Below are 16,485 nucleotides of genomic sequence, written 5' to 3' on the forward strand. Positions count from 1 at the left end.
CGGATCAGATGGGCGAAGAAAGTACGGAGCAGGAAGCCGAGGAGAGTGCAGCGGGGCGAGCAGAGAAAAGGCTCCGCCCCGATCGCGAACAGCGGTGCGAACGGGGCGGAGCCGGCTCAACGAAAGTTGAGATTCGAAGATCAGTGGACGAAGACGGCCACCAACACGTTGATGATCGCTCCAGCGAATACGAGGTGCGCCATCGTCGCCGAAGGGTTCTTCACCGCGGTCGCCACGGTTCCATCGGCGCCGCCTCCAGCGGGTGCGACCCCAGCAGTCGAAGATCCGGCAGCGAAGGCCTTCTGCTTCTTGTTGCCGATGAATGCGAAGACGGTGACGAGAATCGCAATCAGGAGTTTGATGCCGATCTTCATGTGGTTGACTTCGCCCGAACCCATCTCAGCGATGGTGAGCAGGAGAAGACCGGTGATCAGCTGAAGATAAGAGCCGTGCAGCATGCCGGGAGCAACTTTGGGAGTGCGAATGAGGGAGAAATACCCACCCACGATGATCGCCATTCCAATGAGGTGCAGAGCAACTAAAATCTCGCGAAGAATTTCCATACGGTTCATCGTAGTGGCATGATGGTGTCTCGTGAGCGCGGGCCCTCAACTGGTGCACGCTGTTCCGCCCTGGTGTAATGGCAGCACGCCGGCCTTTGGAGCCGTGTGGTATAGGTTCGAATCCTATGGGCGGAGCTGGCCCAATCCGACTTGCGAAGGATTCAACAGATGTCGCAGACCAGACCCATCGCCGTCATCGTTCTGGCCGCAGGCCAGGGCACCCGTATGAAGTCAACGCTGCCGAAGGTTCTGCACCCGATCGGCGGACGCTCCCTGCTCCACCACTCCATCGCGGCGGCAGCCGGTGCCACTCCGGAACACCTCGTCGTCGTCGTCAGGCATGAACGCGACCAGCTCATCTCCCATCTCGAGTCCCTGCCGATCAATTCGACGCAGACAGTCCTCATCGCCGATCAGGACGAGGTCCCCGGCACCGGCCGCGCCACCGAGTGCGCGCTGACACAGCTGCCAGATGACCTCGACGGTACAGTGGTCGTGACCTACGGCGATGTGCCCCTTCTCACGACTGACACGATCAACAACCTCGTCGAGGTCCACGAGTCCTCCCACAATGCCGTGACGGTCCTCTCTGCCGAAGTCGACGACCCCAACGGGTACGGACGCATCGTCCGCGACGCCTCCGGAGCCTTGCTGCGCATCGTCGAGCAGAAGGACGCCAGCGATGACCAGCGCAGCATTCGAGAGATCAACTCCGGAATCTACGCCTTCGACGCCTCGGCACTGAAGGCCGGTCTCGCGTCACTGACGACGGACAACGCGCAGGGTGAGAAATACCTCACCGACGTCATCGGATTCTCCCGTGATGCTGGTCAGTCAGTGGCCGCCACCGCCACCCAAGACCTGTGGCAGGTCGAGGGTGCCAACGACCGTGTGCAGCTGGCCAACCTCGGCAAGGAGCTCAACCGCCGCGTCTGCGAAAAGTGGATGCGTGCAGGCGTATCCATCATCGACCCCGACACGACCTGGATCGACATGGATGTATCCGTGGGCGAAGACGTTACGATCCTTCCCGGAGTCCAGCTGCTCGGTGCCACCGATATCGCCACCGGCGCTGTCGTCGGCCCCGACTCAACGCTCAAGGACACCGAGGTGGGTGCAGGGGCACAGGTTGTGCGCACCCATTCGGAACTCGCCGTTGTGGGAGCCGGCGCCAAGGTCGGACCGTTCGCGTACCTGCGACCTGGGACCAACCTCGGCGAGGATGGAAAGATCGGCACCTTCGTGGAGACGAAGAACGCTGACATCGGACGGGGCGCGAAGGTGCCGCACCTGTCCTACGTCGGCGATGCCGAGATCGGTGAGGGATCCAACATCGGAGCCGCATCGGTCTTCGTCAACTACGACGGTGTCAACAAGCACCGCACCGTCGTCGGAAAGCACGCACGCATGGGCTCGGACAACATGTACGTTGCCCCTGTCACGGTAGGCGACGGCGCCTACTCGGGTGCGAGCACAACTGTGCGCAAAGATGTCCCTGCGGGAGCGCTTGCCATAACCGTGGCGCCACAGCGTAACCTGGAGGGTTGGGTCGTCAGCAACCGCCCCGGTACGCCTGCAGCGCAGGCAGCCGAGGCCGCATCTGAAGGGGAACCGGCAAGTGAATGAAATAACGACGGCGAGCGAAAAGAAGCTCGTCCTGGTCAGCGGGCGCGCGAACAATGAGCTCGCTGAACAAGTCGCTGAGAACCTGGGGACGGAACTTCTCCCCACTGACATTTACAACTTTGCCAATGGAGAGATCTACGTCCGGTTCTCCGAATCGGTCCGCGGCTGTGACGTCTTCGTCCTCCAGTCGCACTGTGCACCGATCAACGAATGGCTGATGGAGCAGCTCATCATGGTCGACGCACTCAAACGTGCCTCGGCCAAGCGGATCACGGTCATCGCACCGTTCTTCCCCTACGCGAGGCAGGACAAGAAGCATCGCGGACGTGAGCCCATCTCTGCTCGTCTCGTGGCCGATTTGTACAAGACAGCCGGTGCCGATCGCATCATCACCGTGGACCTGCACACTGCGCAGATCCAGGGGTACTTCGACGGACCGGTCGACCACCTCATCGCGATGCCGATCCTCGCCGGCTACGTCAAGGACAAGTACCCGACCGAGCTGGCGGTGGTCTCACCCGACGCCGGCCGCATCAAGGTCGCCGAGAACTGGTCGAACTCCCTGGGTGGAGTGCCGCTGGCATTCATCCACAAGACTCGCGACATCACACGACCGAATGAGACCAAGGCCAACCGTGTCGTCGGTGAGGTCGAGGGCCGAACCTGTGTCCTCGTCGATGACATGATCGACACGGGCGGGACCATCGTCCAGGCCGCCGACGCCTGCATGGCCGCCGGAGCCACCGGAGTCATCGTCGTCTCGACACACGCAGTGTTCTCCGGACCGGCCGTCGAGCGCCTGTCGAACTCCGTGGCGCAGGAAGTCATCGTGACGAACACGCTCCCGCTGACCGAAGACAAGATGTTCGACAAGCTCACCGTGCTCTCGATCGCTCCGCTGATCGCCCGTGCCGTGCACGAGGTCTTCGAAGACGGATCGGTCACCAGCCTCTTCGAGGTCTGAGCCAGAGCCGCAACGCGTCTCCCGAAGCGAACCCCGAGTCGAGATTCCGGCTCGGGGTTCGCTCTGTCTTATCTGCACCATCACCTGCCGTGGGAACGATCGACGCTCTACACTGGAGACAACCGAGTGGAGGGAACCGTGACGATGTCGTCCCACGATTACAACCGGTACCGGGTGAGCGTCTCCGGCGGCGAGCTGTCCGTCGGCGTCTGGGAACCCGTGGCCTACGGGCCCGGCCGCGTCCCCACGGTGTGCGTCATCCACGGAATCACCTCGAACCATCTGTTCTTCGCCGGGCTGGTCTCCTCACTGCCCGGTGTGCGCATCATCGGCCCCGACCTGCGCGGACGTGCCGACTCTCGTCTGTTGGGGCCGCCGTTCGGCATGAAGGCCCATGCCGAGGACGTCCTCACCGCCATCGAGGCCTTCGCCGAGCCCGGGCCGGTCACACTGGTCGGACATTCTATGGGCGGATTCGTTGCCATGACCCTGGCCGGTATGGGTGCAGGTGCCGATTCCGATGCCGAGGTGGCCGACCGTTTCCACGGACCTGTCCTCATCGACGGAGGACTTCCCCTGCCGGTGCCAGAAGCAGGGGGAGACGTCGACATCGCAGCACCCGATGAGCTCAACGATCAGGATCTTGACACCGACGATCTCATCGCCGCAGTCCTCGGGCCGGCCGCCGAACGGTTGTCGATGTCATTCGCGTCGGTTGAGGAATACCTCGCGTTCTTCGCCGCCCATCCAGCTTTCGTCGATGGTCTCGACAATGTGGCCACGGAGAGCTTCGTCTACGATCTCGCGGCCAAGGACGATCACAGCTTCCAGCCGTCGACGTCCATTGAGGCGATGCAGGCCGACTCGGCGGATATGTACACCGGCGGCGCCTACCGCAACGCACTGGCCCAAATCATGAGCAGTCAGCGGCGTCAGTCCGAGGTGACGTTCCTCTTCGCCGAACGTGACCTCGTTGCCTCCGAGCCGGGTCTCTACCCGCCGGAACTCGTGGCCTCCTACCAGCAGCGCTGGGAAGAGCTGAACGTTGTCGAGGTGCCCGGCACGAACCATTACGACATCCTCCTCACGGAGACCGGCATCGATGCGTGTGCTGAAGCTGTGACCGCCCGACTTGGCGTCACCGACGACAGTGACCTAGAATCATAGGGTTGCCTCGGCGAGGGAAACTCATGTTTCCGTTATCGACGCGGTCCTGACCCACAACACTGACCGGCACCTCGGAGCCGAATTGAGACAGTGACATTGTGGTTGAAGGCTGTTTCGCCGTGGTGCTTGCAAGATAAGTACACCACGAAGGAGAGAAAATGGCTGACTTCAAACTCATCGCCGAACCCCGCAATGAATTCGGCAAGGGCGCTGCCCGCCGCACCCGTCGTGCAGGTCGCATCCCCGCAGTCGTCTACGGACACGGCGGAGACCCTGTGCACATCTCGGTTGACGGCCACGCCACCATGATGGCCCTCAAGCACGCCAACGCGCTGTTCGAGATCGAAAGCACCGACGGTGCCAAGAACGTTCTCGCAATTGCTCGCGACGTGCAGACCGACGCTGTCACCCGTCAGATCGAGCACCTCGACCTCATCATCGTCAAGCGCGGCGAAAAGGTCGAGGTTGACGTTCCTGTTCACATCATCGGAGAATCCGCCCCGGGCACCATGGTGCAGCAGGAAGAGTCGACGATCCTCATCAAGGCAGACGCCACCAAGCTGCCTGAGTACGTCGAGGTCACCATTGAGGGGCGCGCCGCCGGTGAGCACGTTCTGGCCGGACAGGTCGAAATGGCTTCAGGCGTCGAACTCGCTGCTGATCCCGAGCTCCTCGTCGTCAACGTTTCGGAAGAAGCCGAGATGGACACCGAGTCGGAAGCCGACGAGACCGACGAAGAGTCGACCGAAGAGTCGGCCGAAGGTGCAGCAGAGGAGAAGTCCGAGGACGAGTGACCTCGACTTCTTCCGTCTGCGCCCAGCTTCTGGGCACAGCCTGAAAAGTGAATTCGGTGGGTCGTTGACGAAACGGCCCACCGAATTCGTTCTGTGAGCACATGTGCTGTCAGGGTTCCTGACAGATCAGGTGTCCTCGAAGAGCGGTGAAGACGAATGAGCGAAGGACGACGATGACGAATGAAGCATGGCTGGTGTTCGGCTTGGGCAATCCTGGCCCCAAATACGAAACGACAAGACACAACATCGGGCAGATGGTCATCGCCGAACTCGCACACCGCATCGGCGTCAACCTGACCCGAACCAAACTGCGTGCCAACGTCGGCACGTCCAGACTGCCGTCAGGCTCGGTTCCCGGAGTTCCCGGACCACGCGTGGTGCTGGCAACGTCGACGGGCTATATGAACGAATCGGGAGGACCGGTGAGGCAGCTCGCCGATTTCTACTCGATCGACACCGACCGGATCATTGCCGTCCACGACGATGTGGACATCGCCTTCGACACGATCAAGGCGAAGGTCGGCGGGGGAGAGGGCGGACACAATGGCCTGCGGTCGATGACATCGGCGCTGGGGACGAAGAGCTATCCTCGCATCCGGGCCGGTGTCGGACGGCCCATGGGACGCCAGGACACCGCAGACTACGTGCTCAAACCCTTCTCCAAGGACGAACGCGAAACACTTCCGATCTTCATCTCGGATATCGCAGATGCCGTCGAGATGTACATCGTCGAGGGCCTTGAAAAGGTGCAGCTCAAGTACCACTCGAAGTGACAGCGGCGCTCAGTCGGTGTCAATTCCCGTCGCCGGACCGCTTTTCAGAGGTGGAACGTTTCTCAGAGGTGAGATTGTTCTGACTCCTGCGATGGATCATCCAAGCGGCGAAGACGCCGCCGGCGAAGCCGAAGAGATGGCCCTGCCAGGAGATCCCATTGGCCTGGGGCAGCATCCCGAAGACCATCGATGCGCCGAAAGTGACGAAGACGAAGAAGCCGATGGCGAAGTAGACGATTTTGCGAAGCATGTCGTCGGTGAACCATGTGCGCACCGCCAGGTAGCCGAAGAATCCGAACACGATGCCGGAGGCGCCGACGATGTGCTGACCTGTCGGCAGCGTCGTCAACCAGGCACCGAGCCCGGATACCACCGCCGTGATGATGGTGACGAGCCAGAACCGACGTGCCCCCTCAACGGCGATGCACAGGCCGAGAATGAGGAACGGGAACGTGTTGGCCGTCAGATGACCGAACCCCGCATGCAGCAGGGGAGACGTCACCACACCGTAGAGGGACAGCGGATTCCACGACTGCAGACTGAACATGTCGAGGTTGGCGGGAAGTATGGTGTCGACGATCTCAATGACCCACATGATGGCCAGCAGAACAAGGACTGGGACGAAGCGTGAGAGTCGGTGATCGCGGCTGACAGTGGTCTGCAGGTTGGCGACTTTGGGTGGCTTTGCGGGTGGGTGGCCGCCTGACCTGGGTGGATTGGGGACAGATGAATCGTTGCCGAAGATGTACTGGGATTCTTCAGCGGAGAAACGAGGGGACTGGTCGGAACTCATGTCTCAATTGTCGGTGATGAAGCTTGGAGAACGCCGAAGAACCGGGGCTCAGAGACAATCGTGTCCGTTCCGTTAGTCCCGTTACAGTCCTGAGATCTCCGGTGAATCAGTCCACGGTCGTGCTGCCGATCGGTTCCTTCTCCTCGTCCAAGGCTTCGACGACGATCCGGGAACCAGCGGGAGTGATGTCGGCTGCGGTTTCGAAGCCGGTGCGATCGACGACGGCGGTCTCTTCAAGCTGCTCCTCGTCGTCTCCGCTGAGGATGCGCCAGGCTGCAACCTCGCTGGCTCCGTTCCAACTCATGTGCACTCGCGTTATGCCCTCACTAGGTTCGGACTTCGTCGCGGTTGGCGGAGCTGAGGGGGTTGCCTCCCAGTCGAAGCGGTAGGCCCGGTAGTTCGAACCGCCGGTGAATGTCGCGTCGTAGAGAAGCTTGCCGTCGGAGGTGAATTCCGAGAAGTACGGCTCGGAGCCCCAGCCGATGAACACATTGCCGTTGTCGAGTTCCTGCAGATTGCCCTGACTTCCCGAGGAGCGGTCGTCGGGGGCAGGGTACTCGGTGTCGACAGTGACCTTCTTCTTTCCCTCATCGACGTCGAGGCGCAGCCCTCTGGTATCGCCGAGGCGGGGCGCAGCGTGGTTGTCGAAGAGGGTGATCGTGCCGTCTTCGCGGCGGATGGCGTCGTGCTGCCAGGCGAAGGTCGCGCCCTGACCCATCTCGAAATCGCTGGCCGATCCGCCCAGCACCCAATTCAGACCGGTCGTCTTCCGATCGAGTTGATACATCGCATGGGTGTTGCGGGCGGAGACGAGCAGTGCGCCGCCGTCATCGTCCTCTGACACCGAATTCAGATGGATGTAGTCGAAGGGCTCCTCCTCGGTGCCTTCGCCATCCTTGATCTTCGACTGCGTCTGGTCGACGGGAACGTCGTCGAGCGATCGCCATTCGACAACGGGATCACCGGATGCGATGTCGACCTCCTGGACCACTCCTTCCCATACCCAGCCGTCCTTCGGGCCGTCGACGGGGCTGAGATCCGTCTGGGTCTTGATATAGGAGAGGAGGAGCATCGTGCCGTCTTCGGTGATCGTCGTTTCGTGCAGATCGGCGGTCTTGTGCGCTAGGTCCCCGCCCATGCCCACCCGTGCTATCTCGTTGTAGCTGTCGTCGAGCATCACCACTTCGCCGGCTGTTTCTGGAGTCTCGGCCAGCCCTTCCCACCAGGTGAGGACAGGTTCGTCCTGGTACTCTTGAACCCGCAGGTCCCACATCTGGCCCGACCCGTGTCGGATCCAGACCGGTTCTCCGGCCGAGTCGAGGATGAGCCCACCGACCCAGGACTTCTCATCATCGGCGGCCTGTCCCTTGGGCGCGAGGAATGTCTTGAGGTCGTTCTCTTCCTCAGGCGGCTGTGAGCTGACGTCGATGTCGATCTTCGGCGGGTTCAAGTCCGGCCTGGTGCTGAAGTCCCAGCGTTCGGGTTGGGGGACTTCCTCTTCGGTGGTGCATCCTGACAGGAGCAGCGTTGCGGCCGCCACAGATGCAAGAAGCGTGCGGTAGGACATGACCCCATCTTCACACGTTTCCACCCAGGAGTGGACGGAGCGCAGTCGCCGCCGTTTCTCGTGTCCGACCCGTGGCCTAGAATTGCAGGGTGCTCAACGGACTCGATCTCACACGCCAGAACTCCACCATCGCTGACCTCGTCTCAGCGTTCAACGCCCCGGAGACGGCAGGTGGAACGATTGATGCGATCCGGGGTCTGTGGCCATCGATCCTGCGCCGAACTCTGGTGTCGGCCGACAACGATCCCACTACCTCGGCGCCGCAGCTCATCGTCACGGCCACCACGCGTGAGGCCGAGGACCTGGCGCGGGCACTGGCGGACTGGGTGTCCGAGGACTCGATCGCGGTCTTCCCCAGTTGGGAGACCCTCCCGCACGAAAAGCTCTCACCCCGGTCTGACACCGTCGGAGCTCGATTGCAGATTCTGCACCGTCTGGCCCACCCCAGCCCGGACCGACACCTGGCTTTCATCATTGCGCCCGTTCGCGCATTCCTCCAACCCCTGGTCAAAGGTCTCGGCGATATCGAGCCGGTGGAATTGGCCGTCGGCGACGAATACGAGATCGATCAGCTCTCCCAACGCCTGACCGAGCTGGCATACTCACGCGTTGACATGGTCTCCCGCCGAGGTGAGTTCGCGGTTCGCGGCGGCATCGTCGACATCTTTCCGCCGACGGAAGACCATGCCTTGCGCATCGAGTTCTTCGGTGACGAGATCGACGAGATTCGCGAGTTCTCCGTCAGCGACCAGAGGTCCATTCCCGCCGAGGAGGACACCCCACCCCTGAAACTCTCGGCACCGCCGTGCCGTGAACTTCTGCTCACCGACTCCATCCGGGAACGTGCGGCCTCGCTGTCACAGACCCTGCCGGCGGCATCGGACATGCTCGACAAGATCGCCGGTGGCGTCGCCGTCGAAGGCATGGAATCACTCTCAGCCGTGCTGGCCGATGGCATGGAGCCGATCATCGCGCTGCTGCCCGAATCCACGAAGATCGTCATCACCGAACCTGAACGGGTGCAGGCCCGGGCCGCCGACCTCGTCGTCACGACGAACGAATTCCTCGAGGCCGCGTGGTCAGGAGCCGCTGCCGGCGGCGATTCCCCGATCGACCTGTCCGCTGCGACATTCCGGACGATGGAAGAGATGGAAGAAGGCGCTCGCCTCATCGGCCTGGCGTGGTGGGAGCTCGGCGGATTCGCCACCGACGAAGAACTCGCCTCACCCACTCAGAATCTGTTCTCCGTTCCGGCTCGCGCGCCGCGAGGATATGCCGGCGACGTGGAAGCGATCCTCGCTGATGTCAAGGAGCTCATCCACGACCGGTGGCGCATCCTCGTGCTCACCGAAGGGCAGGGGCCGGGCCAGCGCATGGTCGAGGTGTTCTCCGAAGCTGGCGTGCCTGCGACCTTCGTCGATGACCCGACGGACATCGACGAGGCCCTGGTGACAGTCACCACTGCCGCGCCGTTCGGCGGCTTCGTCTTCGACGACCTCAAGCTTGCCGTGCTCACCGAAGCCGATGTGCTCGGTCGCGCCGCCTCCACCTCGACGAGGGACATGCGGCGTCTGCCCACTCGACGCAAACGCAATCAGGTGGACCCACTGAACCTGGCTCCCGGGGACTTCGTCGTCCACGATCAGCACGGTGTCGGCAAGTTCGTTGAAATGACGCAGCGCACGACCGGCAAGGGCGCGAACAAGCACACCCGTGAGTACCTCATCGTCGAATACGCCCCGGCCAAACGCGGGCAGCCCGGTGATCGCTTGTACGTGCCCAGCGATGCTCTGGACCAGGTCAGCCGCTACGTCGGCGGGGAGAGCCCGAACCTGAACAAGATGGGCGGCTCCGACTGGCAGGCCACGAAGACCAAGGCCAGGAAGGCCGTCAAGGAGATCGCCGGCGAACTCGTCCGCCTCTACTCTGCACGACAGGCCACCGTCGGCCACACATATGGGCCGGACACGCCATGGCAGCGTGAACTCGAGGATGCCTTCCACTACGTGGAGACCGCCGATCAGCTCACGACCATCGACGAGGTCAAGGGGGACATGGAGAAAGCGGTCCCAATGGACCGTCTGATCTGCGGCGACGTCGGCTACGGAAAGACCGAGATCGCAGTCCGTGCCGCGTTCAAGGCGATCCAGGACGGCAAGCAGGTCGCCGTGCTCGTGCCCACTACGCTGCTCGTTCAGCAGCACCTCGAAACCTTCGCCGAACGCTATTCGGGCTTCCCCGTCACAGTCGGCGCGCTCTCACGCTTCCAGACGAAGAAGGAGTCGGAGCAGGTTGTCGAGGATCTCGCAGCTGGCAAGCTCGACCTCGTCATCGGCACGCATCGTCTGCTCAGCGGAGAAGTGCGGTTCAAGAGCCTGGGACTGGTCATCATCGACGAGGAGCAGCGCTTCGGCGTCGAGCACAAGGAGACGCTCAAAGCGATGCGCACGAACGTCGACGTGCTCGCGATGTCAGCGACCCCGATCCCGAGGACCCTGGAGATGGCTGTGACCGGCATCCGAGAGATGTCGACCCTGGCCACCCCGCCCGAGGAACGCCACCCGGTGCTGACCTACGTGGGTAAGAAAGAGGACAAGCAGATCAAGGCCGCTATCGGCCGTGAGCTGATGCGCGAAGGCCAGGTCTTCTACATCCACAACCGTGTCAAGGACATCGAAGCCGTGGCCGGCCACATCGCCGAACTCGTCCCCGAAGCTCGGATCGCGATTGCCCACGGAAAGATGAACGAGCAGCGCCTGGAGCAGGTCATCGTCGACTTCTGGGAGAAGAAGTTCGACGTGCTTGTGTGCACGACCATCGTCGAGACCGGCATCGACATCTCCAATGCCAACACGCTCATCATCGATCACGCGGATCGCTTCGGACTCTCCCAGCTGCACCAGCTGCGCGGCCGCGTCGGTCGCGGCAGGGAACGTGCCTACGCCTACTTCCTCTACCCTGCAGACACACAGCTGACCGAGACTGCCCACGACCGGCTGACGACGCTGGCCGCCCACACCGAATTGGGCGCCGGTATGCAGGTGGCGATGAAGGACCTCGAGATCCGTGGCGCCGGCAACCTCCTCGGCGGACAGCAGTCAGGACAGATCGAGGGAGTCGGATTCGACCTTTATGTGCGGCTGGTGGGGGAGGCCGTCGCGAAATTCCGCGGCGAGGACACCGAACCCGAAGCGGACATGCGCATCGAGCTGCCAGTCGATGCACACCTGCCGGCAGAGTACGTCGATCATGAACGACTGCGACTTGAGGCATACCGGAAACTCGCCGCTGCGGCGAACGAGAGCGAGCTGCAGGAAGTCCTCGACGAACTCGTCGACAGGTACGGTCCCTACCCGGAGGCCGTGGGTGTGCTCGCCGATGTCGCCAGACTGCGGATCAGAGCCAAAGCCTCGGGCATCAACGACATCGTCGTCCAAGGCAACTTCGTCCGATTCGGTCCGGTCGAACTCGAAGATTCGCAGGTCGTGCGGCTCAAGCGCCTGTACCCGAAGTCTCTGCTCAAGCCGGCGGTCAGGTCGGTGCTCGTGCCCAAGCCGATGACAGGCAACGGCTTCGATGCGAAGGAGATGACGGATTCCGACATCCTGCGTTGGGCTCACCAATTCCTCGACGCGATCGTCCCAGTCGTCGCCTCCGAGGTCGTCGAGGCTGGAGTCTGAGCTGCGGTGATCGACGCAGAGGCAATCTGTACGTATTCTGATAGTGCACTTTCAACAGCTGTTCCTAGCGTAGAGTGCGAATACGGGTACAGACGTACCGTACGACTTAAGGAGAGCCACTATGGGTTTTGACGATAAGTTCGAGAACAAGACTGAAGAATTCTCCGGCAAAGCCAAGGAGACCGTCGGCGACATGACCGGCGATGACGAGCTCAAAGCAGAGGGTTCTGCAGACCAGCTCAAGGGCAAGACCAAACAGGTCGGCGAGAAGGTCAAGGACCTCGGCAACGACATCAAGGACAAGTTCAGCAAGTAATGCGGAACTCGGCCCCCATCGCGCCCGCGGTGGGGGCCGTTCTTATTGTTCGACACGCTTCGTGCGTCGGACCGTCGGCTTGCGAGTCCGGCTATCGGCTGGAGAGTCGAACCGTCACAGCGAAGCAGGAATCGGAAGGGGCACTGCAGTGGAGCAGGCAGAGTCAGCGGGCGTCATCGGTGCTCGCACCGAGGGAGTAACCGAGGCGATGGCGACGCTGCGGCGCCGGTGCCCGTGGTCGAGCCGTCAGGACCATGGAAGCCTCGAGAAGTATGCGCGGGAAGAGACCGAGGAGCTCATCGAAGCACTCGAGGACTTCCGAGGTGATCGGAATCCGGGCCACCGTGCCGCCGTCGTCGAAGAACTCGGCGACGTCTTCTACCAGGTCCTCTTCCATTCCGCGCTGTTGGACGAGAGCGGTTCCGTTCCCTACGGGCATACTCTGGGGCTGATAGTCGAAGGCTTGGAAGCCAAACTCATCCGACGCCATCCTCTGGCCTTCGGCGAGGACGCCAGCGACGAGCACATGGCCTCCCTCGAAGACGTCGAGGCCGAATACCGCCGGATCAAGACCGAAGAGAAACAGCAGAAAGACACGCAGCAGTGAGCTTGGAACGCATTGATATCGAAGGCACGTTCAACTTCCGTGACATCGGAGGCTCTCCCACCTCGGCGGGGGAGTCGAACGTGGGCACGGGCAAGGTCTACCGCTCCGACGGTCTCGCCCAACTCACCGACAGGTCACGAGCCGACATCCGAGCGCTCGGCGTCAGCACCGTCGTCGATCTGCGTGACGTCGGGGAACGTTCCAAACTTCCCGACGCGCTCGAGGGCATCGACGCGGAGCTCATTGAGCTGCCCATCTTCGACGATCGTTTCTTCCCGGCGAAGCAGCTCAGCCGCGAGGAGATGAAGAAGGCCGCCGAGGAGACCGGAATGGACCTCTCCGATCGTTCGCTGAGCAAGATCTATGACCTCATGATCGGTCACTTCGGAACCCGTCTCGCCTTGGCCGTTGACGTCATTGCACAGCGTTGCGAGGGCGGAGTGGTCTTCCACTGCTCTGCTGGCAAGGACCGGACAGGTGTGGTCGCCGCATTCATCCTCACCCTCCTCGGCGTCGGGCGTCACGAGATCCTCGACGAGTATTCGATCACCTCACAGCACCTGTCAGGAGGATTCCTCGAGAACATCGTCAGGAACTTCGCCGATGCCGGGATCTCCGGGAACCTCGCCGAGACCGCAACTGCGGCACCGCCGGAACTCATGGCGAAGACCCTCGACTCCATCGACGCGAAGTATGGCGAGAATGGTGTCGAAGCATATTTGCTCGACCATGGAATGGACCCGGCAAGTCCGGAGAAACTACGGCGGCAGCTGTTGACGCCTGCCGACGTTGTCGCCCCCTGACAGCGAAGCAACCATCCTGGGCTGAGAATGAGCTCGGTCCTCTGGTGCATTAAGCTGTCCTGCAGGCACATGTTCCCCATGTGAAACCAATTGCGAAGGAGTAATCAGTGGCTGAGATTGTTGCCGCAAACGCCCGTGAAATCCTGGATTCCCGGGGAAATCCCACCGTAGAGGTGGAAGTGCTGCTAGCCGATGAATCCGTCGGCCGTGCCGGGGTCCCCTCCGGCGCCTCCACCGGTGAGTTCGAAGCTGTGGAGCTGCGCGACGGCGACCCGGAACGTTATCTGGGCAAAGGCGTCACCAGTGCTGTTGACGCAGTCGTCGATGAGATCCACGAAGTCATCGTCGGTCTCGAAAGCGATGATCAGCGTCTGGTAGACCAGGCACTGATCGAGCTCGACGGCACCGAGAACAAGTCCCGTCTGGGCGCCAATGCAATGCTGGGCACCTCGTTGGCTGTGGCTCGAGCAGCCGCAGTGTCCGCTGACCTGCCGCTCTACCGCTACCTGGGCGGACCGAACGCCCACGTCATGCCGGTTCCGATGATGAACATCCTCAACGGTGGATCGCACGCCGACTCCAACGTCGACATCCAGGAATTCATGATCGCCCCGATCGGCGCGGCCAGCTTCCACGAGGGCCTGCAGTGGAGCGTCGAGGTCTATCACGCGCTCAAGGGCGTGCTCAAGGAGCGGGGTCTGTCCACCGGGCTCGGCGACGAAGGCGGGTTCGCACCGAACCTTGACTCCAATGCCGCAGCACTCGATCTCATCCTCGAAGCCATCGACCTTGCCGGGCACCGTCCGGGCCGTGACATCGCGGTGGCACTCGATGTGGCCTCGTCTGAGTTCTACTCCGATGGAGCCTACGAGTTCGAAGGTGAGAAGAAGTCGGCACAGGACATGGCCGCATACTACGAGGGTCTGCTCGCCAAGTACCCGCTGGTATCCATCGAAGACCCACTCGATGAGAACGATTGGGAAGGCTGGGCCACCCTGACCGAGTCCATCGGCTCGAAGGTTCAGCTCGTCGGCGATGACCTGTTCGTGACGAACCCCGAGCGTCTCCAGCGCGGCATCGACGACAACACCGCCAATTCTCTGCTGGTCAAGGTCAACCAGATCGGCACGCTGACGGAGACCCTCGACGCAGTGTCGCTGGCACAGACCAACGGCTATACGACGATGATCTCTCACCGTTCGGGTGAAACCGAGGACACGACGATCGCCGACCTGGCAGTGGCCACGAACGCCGGCCAGATCAAGGCCGGTGCTCCGGCACGGTCCGAGCGTGTGGCCAAGTACAACCAGCTGCTGCGCATCGAAGAGCAGCTCGGCGACGCAGCTCGCTACGCCGGCCGGGGAGCCTTCCCCCGCTTCGACGGCTGATTCGCTGCGGAGCTAAGGCGGTACGGCGCTGAGGCGTTAAGGCACCGCGGTGCTGAATAGCTTCGTCCCTGAGGCGGGGGCCGTTTAAGATCCCCCGTCCCCCCGGCCCCCGCCTCGGCGATATTCATCGACAAATTCTCCCGGCGAATGCTCTGACGATGGCGAATACCTCGGCACCCGGCGATCACAAAACCGCCCGCCCCGCACAGAACACCCCCGGGTATTTCCCAACTCCTCAGTGCGCATCGGATGAGCGACTGTTGCCAGAGAATAACCTCAGCGACCGGCCCGATGGAAGCTTTCGAAAAATAGAACACGCCACGACACTCAAATCCTCGAAGTCGGGTTACTGACACGGCAGACTTAGATGTGTTGCGACAGCCTTCCCCCATCCCCGGTCGCAGAGGAAAGAGACATGGTTCCGAGCAAGCCGAGAAACAGCGCCCCCAAATCCGCTCCAGGCAGAGCCGCTCCCCGTCGACGTCCCACGCCGGTCGTTGAGGCTCAGGCCAGCGAGGACACTCGCAAGCGGAAGCTGTCCTGGCAGACAGGCGTCTTCCTTCTCGTCGTCGCCATCGTGCTCGTCACCTTCCTGCCCTCGATCAACTCCGCTCTCAAGCAGGCACAGCAGATTGCGGCACTCAACAGCGAGATCGAATCGACGAAATCCGAAGTCCAGGGGTTGGAAGAGAAGAACGAGAACCTCAAGGACCCTGCGTACATCAAACGCAAGGCGCGCAAGGACCAGTACTACGTGGAAGAGGGCAAGAACGCGGTCATCGTCACCAACCAGGAGGCGATCAAGGGTGACGATTCGGATACGGACCGCCCGCAACGCAAACAAGCCTGGTACCTTGAGTTGCTGGAGTCGATTCAAGAGGTCGGCAATACCGTGGAGAAGGGCTGATGATCACAGAGTGCACCGAGGCGGACTTCGCCATCCTGAAGGACCAGCTCGGGCGGATTCCGCGCGGCGTCGTCGGGATTGCGGCCCGCAGCACGTCGGGAGAGCCTCTGGTCGTTGCCACAGCTCCGAGACTCGAGGACGGCACGCCGTTCCCCACGACCTTCTACCTCACCCACCCGGCCTTCGTCACCGAGTGCTCGCGTCTCGAAGCGTCGGGAATCATGACCGAATGGTCCGCTGAGCTCATCGAAGACGAAGAACTCGCCGCAGCCTACGCCAAGGCCCACGCCGCTTACCTCGCGACGCGATCGGAGATCGGCAAGAGCGCCGGCATCGCCGAGGTGGAGGAGATCAAGGACTACTCCGCCGGCGGCATGCCCACTCGAGTGAAGTGCCTGCACGCTCTGGTCGGACACTCCTTGGCAGCAGGAGCCGGCGTCAACCCGATCGGCGACCGCGCCATCTCCTTCATGACAGACGTCCCCAGCCCTGCGGGCGCAGAAAATGCCTCCGCCGAGGCAAGCGAATAGGAGAGAC

At 62.1% G+C, this 16,485-nt stretch carries 15 protein-coding genes and 1 tRNA gene; 13 read left to right on the plus strand and 3 right to left on the minus strand.

Going from position 1 to position 16,485, the window contains the following annotated elements:
- Nucleotides 1–140 precede the first annotated feature (140 nt).
- A complete protein-coding gene (locus BSP239C_RS00130) occupies nucleotides 141–563 on the minus strand; it encodes a hypothetical protein (protein ID WP_101569598.1) in 423 nt (140 codons plus the stop codon).
- A gap of 63 nt (nucleotides 564–626) precedes the next feature.
- On the opposite strand from BSP239C_RS00130, the gene BSP239C_RS00135 reads away from it, so the two are divergent.
- The 6 genes from BSP239C_RS00135 to pth all read left to right on the plus strand — a co-directional run bounded on the left by BSP239C_RS00135 (nucleotide 627) and on the right by pth (nucleotide 5,887).
- A tRNA-Gln gene (locus tag BSP239C_RS00135) sits at nucleotides 627–698 on the plus strand.
- Nucleotides 699–731: 33 nt separating this feature from the next.
- The gene (gene glmU, locus BSP239C_RS00140) at nucleotides 732–2,189 is read left to right on the plus strand and encodes a bifunctional UDP-N-acetylglucosamine diphosphorylase/glucosamine-1-phosphate N-acetyltransferase GlmU (protein ID WP_101569599.1); all 1,458 of its coding nucleotides are present in this window, start codon (nucleotides 732–734) and stop codon (nucleotides 2,187–2,189) included.
- Nucleotides 2,182–3,153, plus strand: coding sequence for a ribose-phosphate diphosphokinase (locus BSP239C_RS00145; RefSeq protein WP_101569600.1), 972 nt, complete (start codon nucleotides 2,182–2,184; stop codon nucleotides 3,151–3,153). Before glmU ends, BSP239C_RS00145 begins: the two co-directional genes overlap by 8 nt.
- A gap of 144 nt (nucleotides 3,154–3,297) precedes the next feature.
- Nucleotides 3,298–4,320, plus strand: a complete 1,023-nt coding sequence (locus BSP239C_RS00150; RefSeq protein ID WP_180958881.1) for an alpha/beta hydrolase — start codon at nucleotides 3,298–3,300, stop codon at nucleotides 4,318–4,320.
- 158 nt (nucleotides 4,321–4,478) lie between these two features.
- A complete protein-coding gene (locus BSP239C_RS00155) occupies nucleotides 4,479–5,114 on the plus strand; it encodes a 50S ribosomal protein L25/general stress protein Ctc (protein WP_101569602.1) in 636 nt (211 codons plus the stop codon).
- Between the two features lie 173 nt (nucleotides 5,115–5,287).
- A complete protein-coding gene (gene pth, locus BSP239C_RS00160; protein WP_101569603.1) occupies nucleotides 5,288–5,887 on the plus strand; it encodes an aminoacyl-tRNA hydrolase in 600 nt (199 codons plus the stop codon).
- Nucleotides 5,888–5,906: 19 nt separating this feature from the next.
- Here the strand turns inward: pth and BSP239C_RS00165 are convergent, their stop codons facing one another.
- The gene (locus BSP239C_RS00165; protein ID WP_101569604.1) at nucleotides 5,907–6,680 is read right to left on the minus strand and encodes a rhomboid family intramembrane serine protease; all 774 of its coding nucleotides are present in this window, start codon (nucleotides 6,678–6,680) and stop codon (nucleotides 5,907–5,909) included.
- A 106-nt stretch (nucleotides 6,681–6,786) separates the two neighbouring features.
- Nucleotides 6,787–8,247 (minus strand): arylsulfotransferase family protein, encoded by a 1,461-nt coding sequence (locus BSP239C_RS00170; protein WP_101569605.1) that lies wholly within the window; start codon nucleotides 8,245–8,247, stop codon nucleotides 6,787–6,789.
- Nucleotides 8,248–8,336: 89 nt separating this feature from the next.
- On the opposite strand from BSP239C_RS00170, the gene mfd reads away from it, so the two are divergent.
- The 7 genes from mfd (at nucleotide 8,337) to BSP239C_RS00205 (ending at nucleotide 16,478) form a co-directional block, all read left to right on the plus strand.
- Complete coding sequence (gene mfd, locus BSP239C_RS00175) at nucleotides 8,337–11,927, plus strand: transcription-repair coupling factor (protein WP_101569606.1); 3,591 nt, start codon at nucleotides 8,337–8,339, stop codon at nucleotides 11,925–11,927.
- 121 nt (nucleotides 11,928–12,048) lie between these two features.
- Nucleotides 12,049–12,243, plus strand: a complete 195-nt coding sequence (locus tag BSP239C_RS00180) for a CsbD family protein (protein ID WP_101569607.1) — start codon at nucleotides 12,049–12,051, stop codon at nucleotides 12,241–12,243.
- Between the two features lie 148 nt (nucleotides 12,244–12,391).
- Nucleotides 12,392–12,850: a MazG nucleotide pyrophosphohydrolase domain-containing protein gene (locus BSP239C_RS00185; RefSeq protein ID WP_257929966.1), complete on the plus strand. Its 459-nt coding sequence runs from the start codon at nucleotides 12,392–12,394 to the stop codon at nucleotides 12,848–12,850.
- On the plus strand, nucleotides 12,847–13,653 hold the full coding sequence (locus tag BSP239C_RS00190) for a tyrosine-protein phosphatase (protein ID WP_101569608.1): 807 nt from the start codon (nucleotides 12,847–12,849) through the stop codon (nucleotides 13,651–13,653). The genes BSP239C_RS00185 and BSP239C_RS00190 overlap by 4 nt, the downstream gene beginning before the upstream one ends.
- Before the next feature lie 107 nt (nucleotides 13,654–13,760).
- The gene (gene eno / locus BSP239C_RS00195; RefSeq protein WP_101569609.1) at nucleotides 13,761–15,041 is read left to right on the plus strand and encodes a phosphopyruvate hydratase; all 1,281 of its coding nucleotides are present in this window, start codon (nucleotides 13,761–13,763) and stop codon (nucleotides 15,039–15,041) included.
- Nucleotides 15,042–15,456: 415 nt separating this feature from the next.
- Nucleotides 15,457–15,948, plus strand: a complete 492-nt coding sequence (locus BSP239C_RS00200) for a septum formation initiator family protein (protein ID WP_101569610.1) — start codon at nucleotides 15,457–15,459, stop codon at nucleotides 15,946–15,948.
- A complete protein-coding gene (locus BSP239C_RS00205) occupies nucleotides 15,948–16,478 on the plus strand; it encodes a DUF501 domain-containing protein (protein ID WP_101569611.1) in 531 nt (176 codons plus the stop codon). The genes BSP239C_RS00200 and BSP239C_RS00205 overlap by 1 nt, the downstream gene beginning before the upstream one ends.
- The last annotated feature ends 7 nt before the right edge of the window (nucleotides 16,479–16,485 follow it).

The organism is Brevibacterium sp. 239c, assembly GCF_900169365.1.
In the GTDB taxonomy this organism is placed as follows: domain Bacteria; phylum Actinomycetota; class Actinomycetes; order Actinomycetales; family Brevibacteriaceae; genus Brevibacterium.

Coding starts and splice junctions, on each gene's coding strand:
- BSP239C_RS00130 (WP_101569598.1), bottom strand. CDS start 563: ATGGAAATTCTTCGCGAGATTTTAGTTGCTCTGCACCTCATTGGAATG.
- glmU (WP_101569599.1), top strand. CDS start 732: ATGTCGCAGACCAGACCCATCGCCGTCATCGTTCTGGCCGCAGGCCAG.
- BSP239C_RS00150 (WP_180958881.1), top strand. CDS start 3,298: ATGTCGTCCCACGATTACAACCGGTACCGGGTGAGCGTCTCCGGCGGC.
- BSP239C_RS00155 (WP_101569602.1), top strand. CDS start 4,479: ATGGCTGACTTCAAACTCATCGCCGAACCCCGCAATGAATTCGGCAAG.
- pth (WP_101569603.1), top strand. CDS start 5,288: ATGACGAATGAAGCATGGCTGGTGTTCGGCTTGGGCAATCCTGGCCCC.
- BSP239C_RS00165 (WP_101569604.1), bottom strand. CDS start 6,680: ATGAGTTCCGACCAGTCCCCTCGTTTCTCCGCTGAAGAATCCCAGTAC.
- BSP239C_RS00170 (WP_101569605.1), bottom strand. CDS start 8,247: ATGTCCTACCGCACGCTTCTTGCATCTGTGGCGGCCGCAACGCTGCTC.
- BSP239C_RS00180 (WP_101569607.1), top strand. CDS start 12,049: ATGGGTTTTGACGATAAGTTCGAGAACAAGACTGAAGAATTCTCCGGC.
- BSP239C_RS00200 (WP_101569610.1), top strand. CDS start 15,457: ATGGTTCCGAGCAAGCCGAGAAACAGCGCCCCCAAATCCGCTCCAGGC.
- BSP239C_RS00205 (WP_101569611.1), top strand. CDS start 15,948: ATGATCACAGAGTGCACCGAGGCGGACTTCGCCATCCTGAAGGACCAG.